This is a genomic window from Halovenus anhuiensis (assembly GCF_037080055.1).
Lineage (GTDB): Archaea > Halobacteriota > Halobacteria > Halobacteriales > Haloarculaceae > Halovenus.
On record NZ_JBAOJI010000005.1, the window covers coordinates 63473 to 83101 of the forward strand.

Below are 19629 nucleotides of genomic sequence, written 5' to 3' on the forward strand. Positions count from 1 at the left end.
AGTCTCTTTACGCTTCCCGATTCAGCCGATCTGTCACCGAGTCAGGACGGCCTGATCCTCTATCAGCGCATCCGCAGCGTGCTGGCCGCTAATCAGACACATCGGCACGCCGATGCCCGGCGTCGTAAAGGAGCCGGTGAAATACAGTCCGTCGACCGCCGACGAGCGATTCGAGGGTCGCAACAGCGCTGTCTGGCGAAGCGTGTGGGCCAGTCCGAGCGCGGTCCCTTCCGTGGCGTTGTACCGGTCGACGAAATCCGACACCGAGAACTGCTCTTCGACGACGATCCGGTCGTGGAGGTCAACGCCCGTGTTCTCGGCGATATCGTCGAGAATCTTCTCGCGGTACTGGTCGCGGACTCCGTCGCCGTCGGCCAGTCCCGGCGCAATCGGGACGAGCACGAACAGGTTGCTGTGGCCCTCCGGTGCGACGCTGTCGTCGGTCTTCGAGGGCACACAGATGTAATAGGCCGGTTCGTCGGGCCAGGAGGGGTCGTCGAAAATCTGCTCGAAGTGGCCGTCCCAGTCCTCCGGCAGGACGAGCGTGTGGTGTTCGAGCGGTTCGACATCACCCTCGACGCCCATGTAGAGGAGATACGCCGAGGGAGCGTAGGTGCGCTTCTCCCAGTACTCGTCGTCGTACTGGCGTTCGTGTTCCGGCATGAGGTCTTGCTCGACGTGTGCGTAGTCGGCGTTGACGACCACGTTGTCGGGGGTGACCGTCCGCTCGCCGCCCTCGATGTCGATCAGGAAACCGTCCCGACCTTTCGTGAGACTGGTCACCTCGTTGCCCGTCTCGTAGGTGACGCCGAGTTCTTCGCCGAGTTCGACGACACCGTCGACGACTGCGCCGAGGCCGCCCTCGGGGTAGTAGACGCCGAGGTTGAAATCGACGTGGCTCATGATGTTGTACAGTGCTGGGGTGTTCTTCGGCGCCCCGCCGAGGAAGACCAACGAGTACTGCATGATCTGCTTGAGCTTGGGGTTCTCGAAGTAGTCACCGACATAATCGTCCATCGTACCCGTAAGCTGGAGACCGATCGGAGCGGCTTTCATGACCTCGGGATCGACCCAGTCGCGCAGCCGCGAGCGGTCCTCGTAGACGAATTTCTCCATCGCGGTCTCGTAGTGGGTCTGGCTCGTGTCCAGATACTCCTCGAAGCGCTCGCCAGCACCCGACTCGTAGGACTCGAACAGCTCGCGCATTTCGTCGCGGTCGCCGCGGATGTCGACTGTGTCGCCGTCTTTGAAGAACATCCGGTAGTGTGGATCGAGGCGTTCGAGGTCGTAGTAATCAGACGGCTCGTGGTCGAAGTGAGCGAAAAACCGCTCGAAGACGTCGGGCATGAGATACCACGACGGTCCCATGTCGAACTTGAAGCCGTCGCGTTCGAGCCGACTTGCCCGGCCGCCGAGTTGGTCGTTCTTTTCGAGCACCCGCACGTCAGCGCCGGCGTCAGCCAGATAACAGGCCGACGAGAGACCGCCGAATCCGCCGCCGACGACTGCAACCGTCTTTCCGGACAACGATGTCATTGACTCTCATTACGACGGGATCGGCATAAAGGACCGCCTTCCCCGCTGCTCTGCCGGGTTCTCAGAACGGCTCGCTCAGATGTTCTCCTCGGGGAAGTCTTTGTACGTGCGGCCCGTCTACTATGGTATGCTCGGACTCCGATACTTTAGCTGCGAGCGCTGTGGGACTGTCTACGCGCTGCCGGAGACACCCTCCCAGTGTGGTCGGTGTGAGTGCGACCGGCTTTCGGAACTCACTGCCGAGGGCCGAGCCGCTGCGTACTTCGCACCGGTGGACGACCAATCTCCGTGATGAACGCACCAAAATTACTTGTGCGTCCTGGCTGACCGCTGTGTACAATGGAGGAGTTGGACGATGTCCAACTGGCGATTGCGAACTCCCCGGAGCCAGCCGAGGAGTTCGATCGACTCTCGCGTGAGCGCAAACGCGATCTGTTCTTTCGGTTTCCGCAGTCACTGCAGCAGTCGCTGGTCGCCGAGATGAACACCGACCAACTGCAATCGTTCGTTCGTCGACTGGATCCCGACGAACTCACCGACGTACTGGCGCTGGCACCGGAGGACCGTCGCGAGCAGGTTCTCCGGCAACTCGATCAGACCCGCCGCGAAAAGGTCGAGTATCTGCTCGGCTTCGAGGCCGAGAGTGCGGCGGGGCTGATGCGGCTGAACTACATTACCATCGATATCGAACGGGGCCTCGACACTGTCGCCGAACGAGTCAGGAAACACGAAGCGAAGACCGGCGAAGTCCCAACGATTCTGGTCACGGACAACGGTGACCTCGCGGGGCAACTCCCCGGCCAGGTGCTGGCGATGGCCGACGGAAAACCGGTCGATCTCGCCGAGCACATCCGCGCAATTCCGTCGGTTCCCTACAACGCGCCGGATACGACTGTCGCCGATGTCTTCCGGGACAACCCCGAGAGTGCGGTCGTCGTGCTGGACGAGGACGGCGCTATAATCGGGGTCATCTACGCCCAGGATCTGCTCAGAGTCGTCGAAGAGGAGGCGACGGGGGCACTCTACGAGTTCACCGGCGTCAAAGAGGAGGAGAGTATCCTCGACGGGCCGTTCACGAAGGTCAAATACCGGTATCGGTGGCTGATCATCAACCTCGGGACGGCCTTTCTCGCGGCGGGGATGGTCGGATTCTTCGAGGACACGATTGCGGCCTTTACGTTGCTCGCGGTCTACATGCCCGTCGTCGCCGGGATGGGCGGCAACGCCGGAACACAGTCGATGGCCGTCACTGTTCGCGGGATTGCGCTCGATCAGATCACCCTCGCGACCGGTGGTCGGGCGATCATCAACGAGGCGATCGCCGGCGCGGCCAACGGCTTCATCACGGGCGTGTTGGTCGCCGTGATTGCGTCGGTGTTCAACCAGAGCCCACTCTTGGGGCTGGTGCTCGGTGTCTCGATGGTGCTGAACCTCATCATTGCGGGCTTTTTCGGGACGATCATTCCACTCGCGCTCGACAAGATCGGCAAGGATCCAGCCACGTCGGCGACAATTTTCATCACGACTATGACCGACGTGCTCGGGTTCTTCATTTTTCTTGGACTGGCACAGACGGTACTCTGATCGGCTGTGCTATCCGTTTGACACACACGAACCGAGACACAACGTTGATTACTGTTTCCGGAGTGTAATACGGTATGATCTGGTCTTCTCTCGGTGGTGAGCCGCTGTGAGTGGCGACGAGGAACTCGCAAAGGACCTCGGCTTACTCGCAGCGCTGACCATCGGCATCGGTACGATGATCGGCGCTGGGATTTTCGTGCTCCCGGGAACCGCCGTGGCTCGGGCCGGACCGCTCGCCGCTGGGACCTTCGTCCTCGGTGGTGTTATCGCCATCTTTACCGCCCTGTCGGCCTCCGAACTCGGAACGGCAATGCCGAAATCCGGCGGCGCGTACTTCTACGTCAACCGCGCGCTCGGCCCGCTCTTTGGGACAATTACCGGTTGGGCGAACTGGCTCGGCCTGGCTTTCGCCTCCGCCTTCTACATGTACGGCCTCGGCGAGTACGTCAACACGCTGATCGGACTCGGCCCGCTCGCGCTGGGACCGATCACGTTCGAGGCCGCGCAGGTGATCGGACTGATCGGTGCCCTGTTTTTCATCGCGGTCAACTACCTCGGCGCGAAAGAGACCGGCGGCCTTCAGATCGTCATCGTCTCGATTCTGGTGGCAATTCTCACCTTGTTCACCATCGTCGGCCTGTTCAACGCCGATCTCGAAAGCCTCCGTCCGCTCGCGCCGCCGGGCGCTGCGGGTGAAGTCCTCCCCGTCACCGCTATCGTCTTCGTCTCCTACCTCGGCTTCGTCCAGATCACATCCGTCGCCGAGGAGATCAAAAACCCCGGCCGGAACCTCCCGCTCGCTGTCATCGGCAGCGTCCTGATCGTGACGACTATCTACGCGCTGTTTCTGGTCGTGTTGCTGGCGGCTGTCCCGACCGAACTCGTCTCGGGCAACGACACCGCAGTCGTCGAGTCCGCGGAACTGCTCTTCTCGCAGTACGGCGGATTCGGCGTCACCTTCGGCGTGGTCGGTACCGGAATGCTCCTGTTCGGCGGCCTACTTGCGACGGCCTCCTCGGCAAACGCCTCGATTCTCTCCTCGTCGCGGATCAACTTCGCGATGGGTCGGGAGAAGATCATCACGCCGAGCCTGAACACCATCCATCCGCGATTCGGGACGCCGTATCGCTCGATTGCGCTCACCGGCTTTTTGATCCTCGTCTTCCTCGCACTCGGCAACCTCGAACTGCTGGCGACCGCCGGCTCAGTCCTTCATTTGGTCGTCTACGGCCTGCTCAACCTCGCGCTGATCGTGATGCGTGAGGCCGAACCCGAGGGATACGACCCCGACTACGAAATCCCGCTGTATCCTGTTGTTCCGATCATCGGTGCAGTAGCCTCTTTTGCTCTGATCGCGTACATCAGACTGTTCGTGATCGGGCTCTGCGCCCTGCTTGTCGTCTTCGCCGCACTGTGGTACTTCCTCTACGCCCGCCAGCGCGTCGAGGCCGCCGGCGTGCTCGGTGACTGGGTGCTCTCTCGTTCGGAGGATCTGCCGGACGCCGCCGTTTCGGCGGCGACCTCGGTTCAGCCGGAAGCGAACGACTTCCGCGTGATGGTGCCGCTCGCCAATCCTGCACACGAGAAAGACCTCGTTCGCCTCGGGGCGGCACTGGCCCGCGAACGAGAAGGGACCGTCGTCGCGGTGAACATCGTCGAAGTGCCCGACCAGACCTCACTCGAAGCCGCTCGGGACCAGCAGGAGTACGAGGCTGCCCACCACCTGCTCGAACAGGCCGAGAAGGATGTCCAGTTCTACGGGGCCGATGTCGAGACACACGTCGTGCTCTCGCACGACCCCTTCGAGGAGATTTTCGGCGCGGCCCGCCGGTACGGTGCCGACATGACGCTGATGGGTTGGGGGCAGAACTCCCACGCAGCGGGGCCATCGACAGGGATCGTCGACGAACTCGCTCACTCGCTGCCCTGTGATTTCCTCGTCTTGCGGGATCGAGATTTCGATACCTCCCGCATTCTGCTGCCGACCGCTGGCGGCCCGGACTCCGATCTCGCCGCGGCGGTCGCCCGCGCGCTCAGAGATCAGGCTGACGCCGAGGTGACGCTGCTTCACGTCGCCGACGACGAGCAGCAGGGCCGACAGTTCCTGCGGTCGTGGGCCGTCGAGCACAATCTCCCCGAGGCGGAGCTACGTGTCGACACCGGCGATGTCCAGAAGCGGATCGCCGCGGCGGCCGACGACGCGACGCTTCTGATCATCGGCGCGACCGAGAAGGGCCTGCTCTCGCGGCTCGTCCGCGGCTCTCTGGTCCTCGACGTGCTCGAAGAGGTCGACTGTTCGGTGCTGCTCGCCGAAAAGCGACACAAGCGGACGCTTCGCGAACGCCTGTTTGGCTCGAAAGACGGCCCGGACTACGACAACACTGGTGTCGAACCCGAACCGTCGACGCCGGACGTTGACGACGAGTCACCGGACGGTTCGCCCGAAGCCTGAACCCAAATCTCCCTTCGACTGCGCTGCTGATAGCGACATCTCCGTCGGTCGTACGCAAGTCTTATGTACATCTCTGTTCATTAGTGTTCAGTAATGACCGATACAGATGGCGTCGCGCCGGCCGTCGAGTCGATTCTCGCGACGGCACGGCAGCGCGGTGGCGGCGACGAGCGAGTCAGTGTCGAACCACGGTCCCTGCCGGCGGCCATTGAGGCTGCAGAGGCCGATGGGCGAGTCCCAGTCATCTCGGAGATCAAACCCACCTCGCCGACGACCGACGGCGAGCGCCGGGACGATCCAGTCGAGTTGGCCGAACAGATGGTCGCGGGCGGGGCGACGGCACTGTCGGTGCTGACCGAACCCGAACACTTCGGCGGATCGGTCGAGACGCTTCGAGCGGTCCGGGAAGCGGTGGACGTTCCGGTCCTCCGGAAGGACTTCATTCTCCGCGAGGAGCAACTCGATACCGTCGAGGCGGATCTAATCCTCCTGATCGCTCGGTTCGTGGACGACCTGGACGCGCTGGTGACGGCCGCGCGTGACCGCGGCTTCCAGGTGCTCGTCGAGACCCACACTGCGAGCGAGGTCGAGACAGCAGTCGAGGTGGGGGCGGAGATCATCGGTGTCAACAACCGCGACCTCGCCGAACTGGAAGTCGATTTGGCGACGTTCGAGTCAGTCGGGCCGGCAGTCCCCGACGAGACGACGCTGATCGCAGAGAGCGGGATCACCAGTATGGACGATGTCGAGCGGATGCGAGCGGCCGGAGCCGATGTCCTGCTGATCGGCTCGGCGATCATGGACGGCGATGTGACGGCGAACACCCGAAGGCTAACCACCACAGAGACGGAGTCATAACCAATGAGTACGGATAGCAAGTTTGGCGAGTACGGCGGACAGTACGTGCCGGAGGCGTTGATGCCGGCGATCGAAGAACTCACAGATGCCTACGAGCGGTACGTCCTCGAAAACGAGGATGGCTTCATGGACGAGTTCCGCGAGCGAATGGCCGATTTCGGCGGCCGACCGCTCCCACTGCAGCGCGCGGATCAACTCTCAGAGCGCTACGACACCGAGGTTTATCTGAAGCGGGAGGATCTACTGCACGGCGGCGCACACAAGTTGAACAACGCGCTGGGTCAGGTATTGCTGGCGAAGTACATGGGCAAAGAGCGGATCATCGCCGAGACTGGCGCGGGTCAGCACGGCACCGCGACGGCGATGGCGGCGGCCCACCTCGATATGCCCTGTGAGATCTACATGGGCGAGACCGATATCGCCCGTCAGCGACCCAACGTCTTCCGGATGCGGACCAACGGCGCGGAGGTCAACCCGGTCACGACCGGCCGCGGGACACTCAAAGAGGCAATCTCGGAGACGATGCGAGACTGGGCGCGGACCGTCGAGAACACTCACTACGTGATCGGCTCGGTCGTCGGCCCGCACCCCTTCCCGTCGATGGTCCGGGATTTCCAGTCGATCATCTCCGAAGAGGCCCGCGAGCAGATTCAGGCGAAGACCGGCGACTTGCCGGACAGCGTTCTCGCCTGCGCGGGCGGTGGCTCGAACACGATGGGGATGTTCCACAACTTCGTCGAGGACGACTCCGTGGATTTGTACGCCGTCGAGGCCGGCGGCTCTTCGCTCTCTGTCGACGAAGAGGAGGGCGTCGCGCCAAACTCCGCCTCGCTGTCGACCGGCGAAGAGGGGGTGCTCCACGGTGCCCGCACCAAACTCCTGCAGGACAGCGACGGCCAGATCATGGAGTCACACTCCGTCTCGGCGGGGCTGGATTACGCCGGTGTCGGCCCGGAACTGGCCCATCTCGTCGACGAGGATCGGGTCACGCCGGTCAACGTCGACGACGACACCGCGCTGGAGGCGTTCCACCGACTTTCCCAGGACGAGGGAATCATCCCCGCGCTGGAGACGGCCCACGCCTTTGGATACCTTGAGGAACACCATGACGAACTCGGCGAGACCGTGATCGTCAACGTCTCCGGCCGCGGCGACAAAGATCTGGAAACCGTCATCGAGGAGACGGGCAACCGCGATCTCGACAACGCGCCCGACATGAGCATCTTCCGCGAAATCGGAGGTGGGATGCTATGAGTCTCGAAGAGGCCTTCGCAGACGAACCCGCCTTCGTTCCGTATCTCGCCGCCGGCGACCCGAGTTACGAGGCTTCTATCGAGTACGTCGAAGCGCTCGCCCGCGGCGGCGCGGATGCGATCGAACTCGGGCTTCCGTTCTCCGAGCCAATCGCCGAAGGGACGACCATTCAGGAGGCAATCGTCCGCGCGCTCGATGCGGGCATGACGCCCGAGCGCTACCTCGAATTCGTTCGCGAGGTCGACGTGGACGTGCCGCTGGTCTGCATGACCTACTACAACCTGATCTACCAGTACGGCGAGAGCGAGGGGCCGCGGTCGTTCGTCGAGGCCGCCGCAGACGCGGGGATCGAAGGCTTCGTCGTGCCGGACCTGCCCGCCGAGGAGGCAGGCCCGCTCCGGACGGCCTGTGACGAGTTCGGGCTGGATCTGGTCTTCATCGTCGCGCCAACGACCGAGGGAGAGCGTCTCGACACGATGAAAGCACAGGTATCGGGCTACGTCTACGTACAGGCCCGCCTCGGAACGACGGGAGCGCGTGACGAGGTCTCAGATCACACCGAGCGCTCGCTCGCACGCATCGCCGACTGGGACGTGCCCAAGGCCGTCGGCTTCGGTATCAAGACCGGCGAGCACGCCGAGCGGATCATTCGTGCCGGTGCCGACGGGATCATCGTCGGTTCCGCGTTGGTCGATATCGTCGCGGAGGGCTACGAGAACGGCGATCCGACCGAGGAAGTCGCCGATCGTCTCGAATCGAAGGCCAGAGAGTTGAAGGAAGGCGCGCTGGCCGGCCGGGCCGTCCAGCAGTGAGGAGAGACCGACCGCAACCGGAACTAACATATTCGCTTATGCCAGAGGGTGACACGATGACCGCAGGGAAGTCCGCACGACTCGACCGCATCGGGACAGGTGGGAAACACCTGATCGTCCCGATGGACCACGGGATCACACTCGGCGCAGTCACAGGGCTGGCCGAGATCGAATCGACAATCGACGCCGTCACCAGCGGCGGCGCGGACGCCGTGCTCACGCAGAAAGGCATTGCGCCACGGGTCCACGAGAACAAAAACGACGCTGGCTATATCGTCCATCTCAACGGCTCTACCACCATCGGACCTGACGAGCGGGACAAACGCTCGACGGGGACTGTCAAAGACGCTATCCGAGCCGGTGCCGACGCCGTCTCTCTGCATCTCAACGTCGGTAGTGAGCACGAACCGGACCAGATCACTCAACTCGCCGACCTGACCAGCACGGCCGCAGAGTACGGGATACCGGTACTCGCGATGACCTACGCTCGGGGCCACGACGTCCGCGACCAGAGCGACCCAGAGGGCTACGCGGAGGATCTCGCCCACGCGACCCGACTCGGTGAGGAACTCGGCGCGGATCTGATCAAGACCGGCTACTCCGGCGACCCCGAGAGCTTCCAGCGCGTCGTCGAGTCGACGCGACTGCCGGTCGTAATCGCCGGCGGAAGCAAGGGAACCAATATCGAGACGCTTTCGATGGTTCGCGGCGCAGTCGATGCCGGCGCGGCCGGCGTCTCCATGGGGCGGTCGATTTTCCAGCACGACCAGCCCGAAGCGATCACCGAAGCGATTGCGGCCGTGATCCACGACGGCGCAGTCCCGGAGGACGCGGCCCGACAGGCCGGTCTCGAACACTAACTGCTCAGGACTCGCGGCTCGCCGACGGCGTGACGGTCGGTGACCCCGCCGTCGACTCGTCGCTCGCTGTCTCACGATCTTCGTACACTGCTTTTCCCGAGACGACGAGCGCAGCGATACCGATCATGAAGATGATGTCTGTATAGCTGGCACCGAGTTGGCCGACGAAGAGATTCGTCAGCCCGAGCGCCTGCTCGGAGAGTGCAGACTGGAGGATGAGTGCGCCCCAGCAGAGGACAAAGAGGTTCCGCAACTTCGCGTAGAGCAACCGCCGCTGGCCGCTGACCGCCCGAGCGCGCCGCGTGACCGGCCCAAAGAGGTAATAGACCCCTCCGAGATAGGCGAGGATCGTACACAGCGTCAGCACTGATTCCAGTACACCGCCATCGGGCAGCCACGAGGCCAGCGCGAACCACGGCGTCAACAGGAGGACGACGGTCATCGTGAGAAACTGCCTGCGGCCGAGTCCGAGCACTTCTCTGACGATCACTCCGATCGCCCCGAGAACCACCGAGTAGCCGGCAAACCGGGCGACCGATTGCTCGCGGCCGCCGGTCGTGACCGTGACCCACTCCATTCCCATGAACACGTATGCGACGGCCATCGCCAGCGCCGGGACGGCCCCAACGAGCACCATCCGTCGGGTGTCGCCGGACTCGCGCAGCGCCAGCAGTCCGAAGACGGCCCCGCTGAGTCCCAGCAGTGCCGCCGTCCCGAAGTAGATCACCGTCGCGGAAACGAGCATGCCGCTGGTCATCAGTCGCTCATCCCAACGTGTTCGACCGCCTCTGACTCCACGCTGAAGGAGTTCATGATCGTGCGCAGTTCACGGGCCTCCTCGTCGAGATCCTGGGCCGTCTGTGAGACGTTCTCCGTCGAGGCGGTCACCTCTTCGGCAGTCGCCGAAACCTTCGTCGCCTGGTTGTTGGTCTCTTCGGAGATTTCGGCGACCGAATCGACGATCTGTGAGAGTTGTTGTGCGCTGTCGGCCTGTTCGTCGGAGGTCTGTGTGATCTGTTGAATGCTTGTATCGACATCGTTGATATCGTCGGCGATCGAATCGAGTTTTCCTTCGACATCTTTGATGTCTTCGGCGGTGACTCGCACCGCGCTGTCGACATCTTCGATCTCGGCGGAGGTCTCCTCGGCCCGCTCGCGGACGTTCTGCAGCGTCGCCTCGATATCGTCGACCGCTTCCATCGCTTCGCCAGCCAGTGTTTTCACCTGATCGGCGACGACGGCGAACCCGTCACCGTCCGCGCTCGCCCGTGCTGCCTCGATGTTGGCGTTCAGCGCGAGCATGTTGATCTGATCGGCGATGTCGTCGATCGTGGCGATCACCGTCTCGATCTGGTCGGCCTCTGCGACCAGTTCGTCGACCGTCTGCACGACTGATTCGGTCTGTTCGACGGCGTTGTCCATTCGCTGTGCAGTTTCGTTGGCCGCGTCTCGGCCCTCGTCGGCCAGTGACGCGACGGCGTCGGACTGACTTGCTATCTCCGAGGTGGTCGACGCGACTTCCTCGGTCGTCGCCGAAAGCTGGTTCACCTGATCGGCGGCGTGTTTGAGTTCTTCGGTCTGGGTCTCTGCGCCGTCGGCAATCTGTTGGATCGAGTCGGCCACGTCGTTGGTCCCGCGTTTGATCTCCTGGCTGGAGTGGCCGAGATCGGTCGACATTTCGTCGACAGTCGAGGCGACGTGTTGTGCGCGGGCGACCGCACCACCGAGTTCGTCGAGCATGTCGTTGAACGAATCTGCGATGGACCGGATCGCCTCGTCGTCGGTGTCGACGTCGAGTCGCTGATCGAGATCACCCGCTGCGGAGGCTTCCATCGCCTCCGAGAATCGCTCGGCGATGGCGAGCAACTGCTCGTTTTGCTGTTCGGCCTCCTGCTGGAGTCGTTCGGCTTCCTGTTTGGCCTGTTCTGCACGCTCCCGTTCGTCTTCGATTTCGGTGCGCGTCTCCTCCAGATCGCTGACCATCGTCTCCAGTGAATCCCGCATCATGCCGATGCTGTCGTAGAGATCTGCGATCTCGTCCGACCGGCTGGTCTCGATTTCGGTGTCGAACTCACCCGCACCGATCCGCTCGGCCCGGTCGCTGAGTCGGCGAAGGGAGAGGGCGACGTTGCCTCCGAGAACGATTCCCACGAGTCCGAGATTCAAAAGCAGCAACACCATCAGCCCCGAAATCGCCGCGACACCGCGCTGTGGTGCCGTCTCGGTCGGTCCGGTCGTGACGTGAAGGGTGAATATAACTGCCATGGCGAGCGTTAACAAAAATATCCCGCCGAGAGCGGTCGCGATCTTTAGGCTATACTGCGTCCGAATCCGGTCGATCAGTGATGGCAATTGCATCTGTTGAGCACCCTTGCTCATCTTTCGTCACCACCACGGGTGGTCGGTGACTGGTTCGATGAGTCTACTGGTAGAATCCACGTAATTATGTATAAAAAAGGATGGTGTGAGATTATCTAATTTGAAACTGCGAGTGGTAACCGTAATCGAACGTACGTCGGATTCGTCTCGGCCATTGACGGTAACCATGGCATGCCAGGCGATTCTCCGAGCCCCTACAGTCCGTGACTGATCGCTGTGCACGAACTGGGAGTATTTTCCCGAAAGAACTCTCCATTCGTTTACTGTGGTCGATCATGATGACAGATCTGTTCGACGTGTTGCGGAATTCTTTTGCCGTTGCTTGTGCATTCATCGGCCAACGGATGGTCGGGAGCACGCAGCCATGACGATGGAAGATCGAATCACTGAACTACGAGAGAAACGGGAACAGGCTCGCAAAGGCGGCGGCGAAGACCGCATCGAGTCTCAACACGACAAGGGGAAACTGACCGCGCGCGAACGCATCGATTACTTCCTCGACGACGGAACGTTCACCGAGTTCGACCAGTTCCGAACCCACCGCACGCACACCTTCGACATGCAGGAGAAGACCTTCTCCGGCGACGGGGTCGTGACGGGGTACGGTGACGTCAACGGTCGAACTGTCTTCGTCTTCGCGCACGACTTCACCGTTCTCGGGGGATCGCTCGGTGAGGTCTTCGCTGAGAAGGTCACGAAAGTGATGGACAAGGCGATGGAGACGGGCGCGCCGGTGATCGGACTGAACGACTCCGCAGGCGCGCGCATTCAGGAGGGGATCGACTCGCTGGCCGGCTACGCGGAGATTTTCCACCGCAACCAGCAGGCCAGTGGCTACATCCCGCAGATCTCGGCGATCATGGGTCCCTGCGCAGGTGGAGCGGTCTACTCCCCGGCGATCACGGACTTCATCATGATGGTCGAGGACACCAGCCACATGTTCATCACCGGACCGGACGTCATCGAGACGGTCACGGGCGAACAGGTCGGCTTCGACGAACTCGGCGGGGCGAGCACGCACGCCTCCGAATCCGGCGTGGCACAGTTCACCGCCGCCGACGAGAAGGAAGCACTGGACGACATTCGCTATCTCCTCTCGTATCTGCCACAGAACAACCTCGAAGATCCGCCGCGGCTGGATCCGTGGGACGACCCAGATCGGCAGGACGACCAGCTCCGGGAAATCGTTCCGGACGAGCCACGAAAACCCTACGATATCGTCGACGTGATCGACAGTATCGTCGACGAGGGCTCCTTTTTCGAGGTCGCTGACTCCTTCGCCCGCAATATCGTCACCGGCTTCGGCCGACTTGACGGTCACTCGGTCGGCATTGTCGCCAACCAACCTCGCGTCAATGCTGGAACGCTCGACATCAAATCGTCGCGGAAAGCCGCCCGGTTCGTGCGCTTCTGTGACGCCTTCAACATCCCTATCCTGACCTTCGTCGACGTGCCAGGGTTCATGCCTGGAACCGATCAGGAGCACAATGGGATTATCGTCCACGGCGCGAAACTGCTCTACGCCTTCTCCGAGGCGACGGTGCCGCTGATGACCGTCATCACGCGGAAGGCTTACGGCGGAGCCTACGACGTGATGGCGTCGAAACACATCGGCGCAGATGTCAACTACGCGTGGCCGACCGCCGAGGTGGCGGTGATGGGGCCGAAAGGCGCAGTTAACGTGCTGTACAGCGACGAACTCGAAGCCGCCGACGACCCCGACGCCCGCCGGCAGGAACTCATCGACGAGTACCGCGACCAGTTCGCCAACCCCTATACTGCTGCGGACCGCGGCTTCGTCGATGCCGTGATCGAACCGGAGAAAACGCGGCCGCAGTTGATCAGCGATCTGGAGATGCTCCGGTCGAAACGGAAGTCACAACCGGATAAGAAACACGGGAACATCCCACTTTGATATAGGGGGGCCGAGTATGAGTGAGCAGATGAAATCGGTACAGATCGACGGACACCGGGTACGGATCCCGCTGGATGCCTCGGCGTCGGAAGCCGCGGCCATCTCGGCGGCCATGGGGGCACACATCAGCGATCAGCAGGCGGCTGCTGTGGCCGCTGGTGAGGAAGACTCCACGGACGAAGACGACTGGGACGGCGAGCGATTCGCCTTCGCCGGCCGTCTGGAAGGGATCGGGACCGCCAGCCGGCGAGTTCCGCGAGACGTACCGACCGACAGGTGGACAGCAGCAGGACGAGCGGACAGATACTAACACATGACAGGAGACACATTCGACAAGGTACTGGTCGCGAACCGCGGCGAAATCGCGGTTCGCGTCATGCGCGCGTGCGAGGATCTCGGAATAGACACCGTCGCTGTCTACAGCGAGGCGGACAAACACGGCGGCCACGTCCGGTACGCCGACGAAGCCTACAAGGTCGGCCCGGCGCGGGCGGCCGACTCCTATCTCGACCACGATGCGATCATCGACGCCGCCCAGCGCTCGGGTGCAGGCGCGATCCACCCCGGCTACGGCTTCCTGGCGGAGAACGCCGTCTTCGCCGGCAAGGTCGAGGAGACCGAGGGAATCACGTGGATCGGCCCGTCCAGCGACGGGATGGAGCAACTCGGCGAGAAGACCAAAGCTCGGACGATCATGAGCGAGGCGGATGTCCCCATCGTTCCAGGGACGACCGATCCGGTGACCGAACCCGAGGAAGTCAAAGAGTTCGGCGAGGAGTACGGCTTCCCGGTCGCGATCAAAGCCGAGGGTGGTGGCGGCGGTCGGGGGATGACCGTCGTTCAGGGTCCCGACGAAGTCGAGGACAAACTCGACACCGCCAAACGCGAGGGCGAAGCCTACTTCGACAACGACTCGGTCTATCTGGAACGCTACCTCGAAAACCCGCGGCACGTCGAGGTCCAGATTGTCGCCGACCACCACGGCAACGTCCGCCACCTCGGCGAGCGGGACTGTTCGCTCCAGCGCCGTCACCAGAAGGTCATCGAGGAAGGCCCGTCGCCGGCACTTTCGGACGAACTGCGCGAGGAGATCGGCGAGGCTGCCCGCCAGGGCGTCCAGGAGGCCGATTACGTCAACGCTGGGACGGTCGAGTTCCTCGTCGAGGAGGACACCGACCGCGACCCCGACGACCTGCTCGGCCCTGACACCGACTTCTACTTCCTCGAAGTGAACACCCGGATTCAGGTCGAACACTGCGTCACCGAGGAGATCACGGGCATCGACATCGTCAAGTGGCAGTTGAAGATTGCCCAGGGCGAGGAACTCTCTTTCTCACAGGACGAGGTGGACATCGACGGCCACGCCTTCGAGTTCCGGATCAACGCCGAGAACGCTGCAAACGAGTTCGCGCCGGCGACGGGTGGCACGCTCGACACCTACGATCCGCCGGGCGGGGTCGGCGTCCGGATGGACGACGCGCTTCGACAGGGCGACGATCTGGTGACCGATTACGACTCGATGGTCGCCAAACTGGTCGTCAGCGGCGAGGACCGGACCGAATCTATCGCCCGCGCCAAGCGGGCCCTCGCGGAGTACGAAATCGACGGCATCGTGACGATCATCCCCTTCCACCGGATGATGTTGAACGACGAGCGCTTCGTCGACGGCATGCACACGACGAAGTACCTCGACGAGCATATGGACCACGCCCGTATCGAGGAAGCCCAGGAGAAATGGGGCACCGAAACCGCCACCAGCGAGGGCGACGAGGAGGTCACCCAGCGGGAGTTCACCGTCGAAGTCGACGGCAAACGGTTCGAGGTCGAACTCGAAGAGCGCGGCGCGCCGCCAATTCAGGCACCCAGCGGGGGCAACAGCGGCGGCGGCGGAAACCAGTCACAACGGCCGGATCGGGCCGGCCCCGGCGGCGACGACTCCGACTCCGCGAGCGTCAGCGCCGACGGCGAGACCGTTTCGGCGGAGATGCAGGGAACGATTCTCGAAGTCAACGTCGGCGAGGGCGACGAGGTCGGCGCAGGCGACGTGCTCTGCGTGCTCGAAGCGATGAAGATGGAAAACGACATCGTCGCCGAGTACGGCGGCACCGTCGCCGAGGTGGCGATAAGCGAGGGCGACAGCGTCGACATGGGCGATCCGATGTTCGTCATCGAGTGATCTGAATCCCTTTTGCTAGGATTTGTGTCCTCCGCTTTCCTGTTCGGTAGCCTGTCTTTTCGCCGATACTATTAATCAGCCTCAGACCGTTGCGTGTGCATGGCATTCGCACGGCACGAGTCGGGGCTGCGGGCGGAGTTAGCAGCCCTGCTCTCGCAGGTCCATCCGGTCTTTATGCTCCCGCCGCTCGCGGCGTCATGGTTCGGGGCGGTCGTCGCCGGCGACGTGACGATGGCGCTGGGGGCTGTCCACATGGTCGCGATGTTTTTCGCCGTCTACACGGCTCACGTCAAAGACGGCTACATCGACTTCTACAAGCGCGGCGAGGACGACGACCATCCGCTGACCAGTCGTGGCTGTCGGATCGCCCTCGTCGGAGCGGGTGTCGGCTTCGCGGTCTGTACGCTCGCGCTGGGCATCCTCGTCGGCCCGGGCGCGGCGTTGATCACCCTCCCGACGTGGTTCATCGGCTACATGCACGCCCCGCAACTTGACACCAATCCCGTGACGACGACGCTGGGCTACCCGACCGGCATCGCGCTGTCGATCCTCGGCGGCTTTTTCGTGCAAACTGGGACGCTCACGCCCGCAATCGTCGGCTTCGCGCTGGTCTTCCTGACGACACTCGCCGGAGTCAAGATCATCGACGACGAGCAGGATTACGACTACGACCGCTCCATCGACAAACGAACTGTCTCGGTGTTGCTCGGCCGTTCGCCCGCCCGGACGCTCGCGGTCACGCTGCTGCTACTCGGCCTCCTCGGCGTGCTCTGGGGAGCGATCAGCGGCCTGTTCCCGCCCGCGTCGCCGGTCGCCGCCCTCGCTTTCGGGTCGGTCGTCCTCGTTGCCCGCCGTGCCCGACCGACGATTGCGACGATGCTGCTCATTCGTGGTGCGTACGTCTTCCTGGCCTTTCTGCTGGTTGCGGTCTGGTTCCGACCGCTGTCGGGGACCGCACTCCCGGACATTACGGTACTCGGCCCGTACACCTACCTCGCCACCGAGGTTGCCTTCGGGGTCGTCGCGTTCGGACTGCTGTCCTACGCCGGTGCGCTCCGGTCGGCCGCGCGAACTATCGCCGCCGTCTATCCGATTGCCTACGTCTGGGACTGGTACACGCTGGAAGTTGGCGTCTTTGAGATTGTGATGCGCTCGGGATACGATCTGTTCGGCATCCCCATCGAGGAACACATCTTCATGATCGTCGTGCCGGCGCTGGTGCTAGGCTTTCACGAGGCGATGGGTGCGGTCGCCGAACCGACGCCGGCCGAGACGACCAGTACACAGCCAGCGGACGACGATTAATGCCGGGAGCGAAACACCGAGGTACGTCGACGCTAACCCCCGGGCATGACCGAGGAGTTCCCCGACGACCTGCCAGATGGCATTCCCGAAGAGCACGCCGACCGGGCGCGTGAACTCCAGATGCAGTTGCTCGCGCTCAGAGCGCAGTTGAAATCTGCCAACTTCGAGAACAAGGAGGCCTACCGCCGGAAGATCAACGAGAAAGAAGGTGAACTACAAGCGCTGAAGCGATCCTGAGTGGGTGCCCTGCAAGATTCCGTTCAGCACACTTCGATTCAAATCGTCCAGATCACTGCTCGACACCCGCAGAAGATAAGTCGCGCAATCTGATTTCTGCATTACCACATGGACACTCCGCTAGTCCGATCAGATAAAAACGATCTGTCGGATCTCATTTCGGCTACGTTATCCGGTCCACAGGTATCTCACTGGCCAGTTCGCGCCTGTATTCCCACTCAATTGTACCGCTGCCGGCGTTTGAACAGGGATTGTGTGTGGTGGATCGACACTACAGTTCCACCGGGGCTTTGACCGACGGATCGGCAGCAAAGATCGTAGACAGAATCGGCCGTACCTGATCTAATTGCTCAGCCGGTTCCACGAGTTCGTGCTCTCGATCGTAGTTTATGAATCCTTCTGCGGCCAAATTCGGGAGGTCAACGTGATACAACGAGAGGCGAATTTCTGTTAATACGTTCTCAGACGCTTCGGTCGGTGGTGTCTGATGCTTGTACTCGAAGATGGCTTCCGCAAGGTCGTTGAGCGTTAGTGACCGCTGGTCCTCTGCGAGCACCTCAAGCACAATTTGCCGGTGCTGGTTTTGACACATTTCGAGCATCGAGTCGAAGGCAATCGGTTCCGTACTCATCATACTCCTGTAGTGGACCGACAGCCATCACGCTGACTTATTCATACACAATGGTCTTTTAAGTACTCTCTCGGGTTCAGACTGTGAGGGTAGGGAGCGTGCTCCCGAGGACGTGGTCAAGTCCCCCTCTGAGCCGGGAGCCGAAGGCCTGTTGAGAGATGCCGAGTTGCTCACCGAGTTCTTCTAAGGTGACATCACGGGGTGACTCGAAGTACCCACGCTCGTGAGCGAGTAAGAGCGCCTCTTGTTGAGTCTCTGTGAGGGCGGCTTCGGTCTCTGTCTCAATCGGGGTCAGTGCGTGCAACTCCGTCAACGTGATTGGGATGTCCACTTCTCGACACCGTCGTTGAAACTCCGCAATATCGCTTCGATCATCACCGCGGATCTCGAATGTCCACTGTTGGCCTGTCCCGGTGGCCTTGATCAGTGGAACCGCTGTCTCCGCCAGTATGGTGAGCACGTCGTCGTGCTCCAGCGCCCACTCGACGCGTAACAAGTACTCGTCCTCAACAGAGTCGACGAGCCGAATCGTTTTTACGCCCGGACTCTCGGTGAACGCGCTCTCGATACTGTCGACTTTGCTTCCTCGAACCCAGAAGTAGGGGATCACCACGTCCTGTGCGGGGATCAATCGATCCAGTTTAACCGTCACGTCCGGCATCTGGTGGAACACAGTCCCCAAGGGGAACTGGCCTGACGGAACGGTAAATGTTGCCTCAGTAGCCATTGTCTGTGTTGTTGTCTTATAGACATAAATATCTGCTACCGATTGTAGTGTCGCAATATAAAGAGCGTATTTCCGAATCCGTCAGGTTCGTCAGCGGCAGTCCGCAGCCGTATTGACTGGATGTGAGCTTGCAATCCAAGACGTGACTCAACTAGGACCAGTCCCGCGACACTTTGCTCTCGCTGGCATCGATCTCGTCGAGCAGCCACGCCGCCGCGCCGTCCAGCGCCTCCTGATCGGTGGCAGTGATCTTCAGTCGGTTGTGGCCCTCGTCACGGTCTGGATAACAGCCGACCGACACGTCGAACTCCGACTGGACATCGTCGAGTGCCCAGACGATGTTACCCTCGGGTTCGACCGTATACAGGAACATCGACCGACTGTCGCCGTCGAAGGCCTCGGCGACCGTCTCGAACATGGCTTTCAGCTCGTCTGGGATGCCGGGCATGACGTAGACGTTCTCGATGACACAGCCGGGGGCGAGTCCCTCCGGGTTCGACAGCGGCCGGCTCTCGGCCGGCAGCGAAGCTTCCGCTTCCATATCGATGTCCAGTTCGAGTTCGGGACGGGCCTCCTGGTACCGTCTAATCTTCTCTTCGATCGTTTCCAAGACTGGTTCGCGGACGACCATCTCGCGGTCGAAGGCGTCGGCGACGGCTTCCATCGTCACGTCGTCGGGCGTTCCCCCCGTCCCGCCGGTGACGATCACTGCGTCGAAGGCGTCGTTGTAGGCCCGAACGCGCTCGGCGATCACCGCACGGTCGTCGGGCAGTGCGAGAATTCGCTCGACGGTCGCGCCTCGCTGTTCGACCCGGTCGGCCAGCCACGTCGCGTTGCTGTTGACCGTATCCCCCGCCAGCAACTCGTCGCCCACCGTGATAATAGCAACTTCCATTACACAGA

At 62.1% G+C, this 19629-nt stretch carries 18 protein-coding genes; 12 read left to right on the forward strand and 6 right to left on the reverse strand.

Annotated elements, in window-relative coordinates; genetic code table 11:
- Nucleotides 1-33: 33 nt before the first annotated feature.
- Nucleotides 34-1536: a bifunctional phytoene desaturase/3,4-desaturase gene (gene crtID, locus V8P86_RS12715; RefSeq protein WP_336327650.1), complete on the reverse strand. Its 1503-nt coding sequence runs from the start codon at nucleotides 1534-1536 to the stop codon at nucleotides 34-36.
- Nucleotides 1537-1663: 127 nt separating this feature from the next.
- Here crtID and V8P86_RS12720 point away from each other — a divergent pair, with 127 nt between their 5' ends.
- From V8P86_RS12720 to V8P86_RS12750, 7 genes are all read left to right on the forward strand, one after another.
- Nucleotides 1664-1828 (forward strand): hypothetical protein, encoded by a 165-nt coding sequence (locus V8P86_RS12720; RefSeq protein ID WP_336327651.1) that lies wholly within the window; start codon nucleotides 1664-1666, stop codon nucleotides 1826-1828.
- A 47-nt stretch (nucleotides 1829-1875) separates the two neighbouring features.
- Nucleotides 1876-3120, forward strand: coding sequence for a magnesium transporter (locus V8P86_RS12725; RefSeq protein ID WP_336327652.1), 1245 nt, complete (start codon nucleotides 1876-1878; stop codon nucleotides 3118-3120).
- A 106-nt stretch (nucleotides 3121-3226) separates the two neighbouring features.
- The gene (locus tag V8P86_RS12730; protein WP_336327653.1) at nucleotides 3227-5572 is read left to right on the forward strand and encodes an amino acid permease; all 2346 of its coding nucleotides are present in this window, start codon (nucleotides 3227-3229) and stop codon (nucleotides 5570-5572) included.
- 93 nt (nucleotides 5573-5665) lie between these two features.
- A complete protein-coding gene (gene trpC / locus V8P86_RS12735; RefSeq protein ID WP_336327654.1) occupies nucleotides 5666-6430 on the forward strand; it encodes an indole-3-glycerol phosphate synthase in 765 nt (254 codons plus the stop codon).
- Nucleotides 6431-6433: 3 nt separating this feature from the next.
- Nucleotides 6434-7684 (forward strand): tryptophan synthase subunit beta, encoded by a 1251-nt coding sequence (gene trpB / locus V8P86_RS12740; protein WP_336327655.1) that lies wholly within the window; start codon nucleotides 6434-6436, stop codon nucleotides 7682-7684.
- Complete coding sequence (gene trpA / locus V8P86_RS12745; RefSeq protein ID WP_336327656.1) at nucleotides 7681-8496, forward strand: tryptophan synthase subunit alpha; 816 nt, start codon at nucleotides 7681-7683, stop codon at nucleotides 8494-8496. Before trpB ends, trpA begins: the two co-directional genes overlap by 4 nt.
- Before the next feature lie 56 nt (nucleotides 8497-8552).
- Nucleotides 8553-9356 carry a 2-amino-3,7-dideoxy-D-threo-hept-6-ulosonate synthase gene (locus tag V8P86_RS12750; RefSeq protein WP_336327657.1) on the forward strand — a complete coding sequence of 268 codons (804 nt, stop codon included), beginning with the start codon at nucleotides 8553-8555 and terminating at the stop codon, nucleotides 9354-9356.
- Between the two features lie 4 nt (nucleotides 9357-9360).
- Here V8P86_RS12750 and V8P86_RS12755 read toward each other — a convergent pair whose 3' ends face one another.
- A complete protein-coding gene (locus V8P86_RS12755) occupies nucleotides 9361-10113 on the reverse strand; it encodes a bacteriorhodopsin (RefSeq protein WP_336327658.1) in 753 nt (250 codons plus the stop codon).
- On the reverse strand, nucleotides 10113-11621 hold the full coding sequence (locus V8P86_RS12760) for a methyl-accepting chemotaxis protein (RefSeq protein WP_336327659.1): 1509 nt from the start codon (nucleotides 11619-11621) through the stop codon (nucleotides 10113-10115). The genes V8P86_RS12755 and V8P86_RS12760 overlap by 1 nt, the downstream gene beginning before the upstream one ends.
- A gap of 484 nt (nucleotides 11622-12105) precedes the next feature.
- On the opposite strand from V8P86_RS12760, the gene V8P86_RS12765 reads away from it, so the two are divergent.
- The 5 genes from V8P86_RS12765 to V8P86_RS12790 all read left to right on the forward strand — a co-directional run bounded on the left by V8P86_RS12765 (nucleotide 12106) and on the right by V8P86_RS12790 (nucleotide 17368).
- Complete coding sequence (locus V8P86_RS12765; protein ID WP_442909406.1) at nucleotides 12106-13650, forward strand: acyl-CoA carboxylase subunit beta; 1545 nt, start codon at nucleotides 12106-12108, stop codon at nucleotides 13648-13650.
- A gap of 16 nt (nucleotides 13651-13666) precedes the next feature.
- The gene (locus V8P86_RS12770) at nucleotides 13667-13960 is read left to right on the forward strand and encodes a DUF8022 family protein (protein WP_336327661.1); all 294 of its coding nucleotides are present in this window, start codon (nucleotides 13667-13669) and stop codon (nucleotides 13958-13960) included.
- A gap of 3 nt (nucleotides 13961-13963) precedes the next feature.
- Nucleotides 13964-15826, forward strand: a complete 1863-nt coding sequence (locus V8P86_RS12775) for an acetyl-CoA carboxylase biotin carboxylase subunit (protein ID WP_336327662.1) — start codon at nucleotides 13964-13966, stop codon at nucleotides 15824-15826.
- Nucleotides 15827-15925: 99 nt separating this feature from the next.
- Entirely contained in the window at nucleotides 15926-17131 is a 1206-nt protein-coding gene (locus tag V8P86_RS12780) for a lycopene cyclase (protein ID WP_442909397.1), read from the forward strand.
- 45 nt (nucleotides 17132-17176) lie between these two features.
- Nucleotides 17177-17368, forward strand: coding sequence for a hypothetical protein (locus V8P86_RS12790; protein WP_336327663.1), 192 nt, complete (start codon nucleotides 17177-17179; stop codon nucleotides 17366-17368).
- 271 nt (nucleotides 17369-17639) lie between these two features.
- Here the strand turns inward: V8P86_RS12790 and V8P86_RS12795 are convergent, their stop codons facing one another.
- From V8P86_RS12795 to V8P86_RS12805, 3 genes are all read right to left on the reverse strand, one after another.
- The gene (locus V8P86_RS12795; RefSeq protein ID WP_336327664.1) at nucleotides 17640-17999 is read right to left on the reverse strand and encodes a DUF7344 domain-containing protein; all 360 of its coding nucleotides are present in this window, start codon (nucleotides 17997-17999) and stop codon (nucleotides 17640-17642) included.
- A 76-nt stretch (nucleotides 18000-18075) separates the two neighbouring features.
- Complete coding sequence (locus V8P86_RS12800; protein WP_336327665.1) at nucleotides 18076-18726, reverse strand: helix-turn-helix domain-containing protein; 651 nt, start codon at nucleotides 18724-18726, stop codon at nucleotides 18076-18078.
- A 151-nt stretch (nucleotides 18727-18877) separates the two neighbouring features.
- The gene (locus V8P86_RS12805; protein ID WP_336327666.1) at nucleotides 18878-19621 is read right to left on the reverse strand and encodes a competence/damage-inducible protein A; all 744 of its coding nucleotides are present in this window, start codon (nucleotides 19619-19621) and stop codon (nucleotides 18878-18880) included.
- Nucleotides 19622-19629 lie beyond the last annotated feature (8 nt).